Source organism: Calditrichota bacterium (assembly GCA_014359355.1).
Taxonomy (GTDB): domain Bacteria; phylum Zhuqueibacterota; class Zhuqueibacteria; order JANLFK01; family Oleimicrobiaceae; genus Oleimicrobium.
Genome location: JACIZP010000152.1, coordinates 1 through 3,098, shown reverse-complemented (window position 1 = coordinate 3,098; position 3,098 = coordinate 1). Strand labels below are relative to the sequence as shown.

At 58.2% G+C, this 3,098-nt stretch carries 5 protein-coding genes; all 5 read right to left on the bottom strand.

The window, feature by feature from the left end:
• A partial coding sequence (locus H5U38_06305) for a hypothetical protein (GenBank protein ID MBC7186629.1) occupies window positions 1-1,193 on the bottom strand: 1,193 nt, incomplete at its 3' end.
• Window positions 1,194-1,234: 41 nt separating this feature from the next.
• The gene (locus H5U38_06300) at window positions 1,235-1,465 is read right to left on the bottom strand and encodes a hypothetical protein (protein MBC7186628.1); all 231 of its coding nucleotides are present in this window, start codon (window positions 1,463-1,465) and stop codon (window positions 1,235-1,237) included.
• Between the two features lie 6 nt (window positions 1,466-1,471).
• Complete coding sequence (locus tag H5U38_06295) at window positions 1,472-2,107, bottom strand: deoxynucleoside kinase (GenBank protein ID MBC7186627.1); 636 nt, start codon at window positions 2,105-2,107, stop codon at window positions 1,472-1,474.
• Entirely contained in the window at window positions 2,104-2,733 is a 630-nt protein-coding gene (folK, locus tag H5U38_06290) for a 2-amino-4-hydroxy-6-hydroxymethyldihydropteridine diphosphokinase (GenBank protein ID MBC7186626.1), read from the bottom strand. Before folK ends, H5U38_06295 begins: the two co-directional genes overlap by 4 nt.
• Window positions 2,645-3,001: a dihydroneopterin aldolase gene (gene folB / locus H5U38_06285; protein MBC7186625.1), complete on the bottom strand. Its 357-nt coding sequence runs from the start codon at window positions 2,999-3,001 to the stop codon at window positions 2,645-2,647. Before folB ends, folK begins: the two co-directional genes overlap by 89 nt.
• Window positions 3,002-3,098: the final 97 nt, after the last annotated feature.

Below are 3,098 nucleotides of genomic sequence, written 5' to 3'. Positions count from 1 at the left end.
ACATCCGTGAGGACCTCAACGTCGCGGTCATACCGAAAGGAGACGTGGTCGTAGACAATCTCATCGTGAAATCCATCGAGGGCAATGGCCCCGGGTCGGTCGGCAACGTTGGGGGGCGTGTCCAACACCGCGAACACGCGCTGGGCAGCTACGACGCCCTCTTTCAGAGCGTTGTGCAACTGTCCCAGCAGCTTGAGCGGCTCCATGATGGAAAAGAGCGCGCCAAGGAAAAGGACAAAGCCACCCGGTGAAAGGGTTTGGTTGGCGCGCAGCACCTCCATGCCGCCGACGTATAGGACCAGAACACCGACAATAACCCCGATGTACTCGGTCACGCACGGGCCCAACTTTCTAATGCGAGTCATGCGCACCAAGGTATCGAAAAAGCGCTGGTTTTCCCTCTCAAAGCGCTTGATCTCGTATCTTTCTCTGGCAAAAGCCTTGATGACCCGTGCTCCGTAGATGGCTTCCTGGATGATGGAGGTCAGGTCGGCAATCCGTTCCTGTTGGCGCAGGCTATCGCGCTTCAGCTTGTTGCCGAACTGGGCGATAAAGTACCCCGCTCCTGGGAAGACGAGAATGGCCAGCAAAGTCAACTTCCAACTGAGAATGACCATGACCGCCAAGTAGATCAAGATCATGAGCGGGTCGCGGAAGATGCTGTTGATGGCCGCCGTGATGGAGGCGTTGATCACCGTGACGTCGTAGGTAACGCGGGAGATCAGCTGCCCTGCCCGCTCGCCGTGAAAAAAGTCCAGCGAAAGGCGCTGGAAATGCCGATAGAGGTCATTGCGCAGGTCGCGGATAACCCCCTGCTCCACCGGGGCCATGAAGTACGTTTGGCCAAAGCGGAAAAGGTTTTTCAGGAAGAAGCCGACCAGCATTACCACGCAGAGCAGGCGCAGTGCGTGGGGGCGGCTATAGCGCGTGAACAGCCCCTGGAGCCAGTTTTCCAGCTGCTGCCGCAGATTCGGCACAGACTTGTCCACGTGCGGAATGGAGATGGCCTCGCTGACTTGAGTCGCCGCGGGTGCCCCGTGCCCTTGGGCCCCGAAGAGGAGGTTGACAAAAGGCATCACCAAGCCGATGGACACGGTGCTGAAGGCGACGAAGAACACCATGCACACACAGGAAGCCACGAGTTCCTTCCAGTAGCGCAGCACGTATTTGATCACACGTCGGTAGATGCGCATGAGCTTGCGAAAGCCTTTCTTCCTAATCCCCGCTCATCCCATCACGAAGAGCGCTCGCTCTGGTCATCCTCGCCAGGGGGCCGCGAGTCGTCGATCTCCCGATATTTGGCGTCCTCCACGTCCTTTCCACTCAAGTCAAGAGGCGGCCTTGGACGACGCTGCGTCCCTCTGACCTCCGTTCTGCCAGAGCCGAATAGCGCGGACAGGGACCTCCACACCTTCACTGCCAAGTAGATGAGGAGGACAATCAGGAGTAGACGGAGGAAGAACATCAGAGGTCACCACGGCGAAGGGGAGTAGTATTCCGTCCCGGAGAGCGGGCGTTCGATTTGCCGCACCAAGTCCTCAAAGTGCTCGTCATTGTTGACAAAGTCGATCTGCGTCGTGTTCACCACCAGGAGCGGCGTGGCGTCATAGTGGAAGAAGAACTGGTTGTAGGCATCATTGAGCGAGCGCAAATAGTCCTCGGAGATGTTGCGTTCGTACGTCCGCCCCCGCTTGCGGATGTTCTGCATTAGCCGCTCCAGACTGCACTGTAGATAGATGACCAGATCAGGCTTGGGGATGTCCTGCTCCAGCAGGGAAGCGATGTGGTCGTACAGCCATAGCTCCCGATCTTCCAGCGTCAGATGGGCGAAAATTCTATCCTTGGCGAAAAGGTAGTCGGCAACGACCATTTCGTGGAACAGGTCGCGTTGCGGAATCTCTTGCTGCTGTCGGTACCTGCTGAGCAAGAAAAACATCTGCGTCTGGAATGCGTAACGGCGTGGGTCGCGATAAAAGTCCGCCAAGAACGGGTTTTCCTCGTGTTTCTCGTACACGACGCGCGCGTTGTACCTTTCCCCCAGTTTGGTGGCCAGACTGGTCTTGCCAACGCCGATCACACCTTCGATAGCGATATAGTCGCGTTTCACGCTCTACCCCGAACTATGGCCCTACTGCTCGTTCTTGCGTTGTGCATGAGGCGTACCGCGCTTCTGTCTGGGCAGTTCGCCAGCAGCTCGATGACAGTGCGCCCGCTCGTGCCAGGAGGAATCAACGTGGGGGCCAGCTCGGCGAGCGGCACCAACACGAAGCGGCGCTCGGCAAAGCGTGGATGCGGCACGGTAAGCATCGCGTCAGAGAAAAGCACGCTGCCGTAGAGCACAATATCGATGTCCAAGGTGCGAGGGCCCCAGCGCCGCAACCGCTGCCTCCCCATGCGGAGCTCTATTGCCTGCAGCTCTCTGAGCAGGTGGTGAGGCGAGAGGCTGGTCGCTATCTGCATGACCGCATTCAGAAATGGTGGCTGCTCTTGGAGTCCGACCGGCTCGGTTTCATAGAACCGGGAGGTAGCCACCACTCTGGTTGCCGGCAGAGCTGCTACCGCTTCCATACCCAAGGTCAGGTTTCGCAGGCGGTCGCCCAAATTGCTCCCTAGGCTTAGGAAAGCATGTACGCCCTCTGAGGACTCAGGCTTCACGGGCAATCTCCACCTCGATACCGTCGCACACCCCAGGGATGGGCGCGAAAGGTTTGCGCACCCGGACGACCACCCCATGTACGGGGAAATGCTCCAAAACCGCTGCCGCAATGTTCTCGGCGAGCGCCTCCACCAGCCGAAAGTCCCCCTGGATGACCACCTCTTCCACCACGCGGTAGACTTCGCGGGCGTCTATGGTGTCGCGCAAGCGATCTGTTTGCCCGGGCACGCGCAAGTCAGCAGCCAGCTCGACATCTACCTCGAAACGCTGGCCGGCGTCGCGCTCGTTCTCATCTACGCCGTGGTAGGCGTAGAAGACCATGTTGCTCAACCTGATGACGTCCAAGCAGAGAACAGACTCCACAAGCAATTGAATACTGCTGCGCACAGATGCCCGAGGCATTGTTTTTTGGGGCTTTCAATTTATCAAAATAATAGCAGAA

Bases quoted from the DNA above. Each gene is read 5' to 3' on its own strand.
- H5U38_06300 (MBC7186628.1), bottom strand. From the start codon at position 1,465: ATGTTCTTCCTCCGTCTACTCCTGATTGTCCTCCTCATCTACTTGGCA.
- folK (MBC7186626.1), bottom strand. From the start codon at position 2,733: ATGGGGTGGTCGTCCGGGTGCGCAAACCTTTCGCGCCCATCCCTGGGG.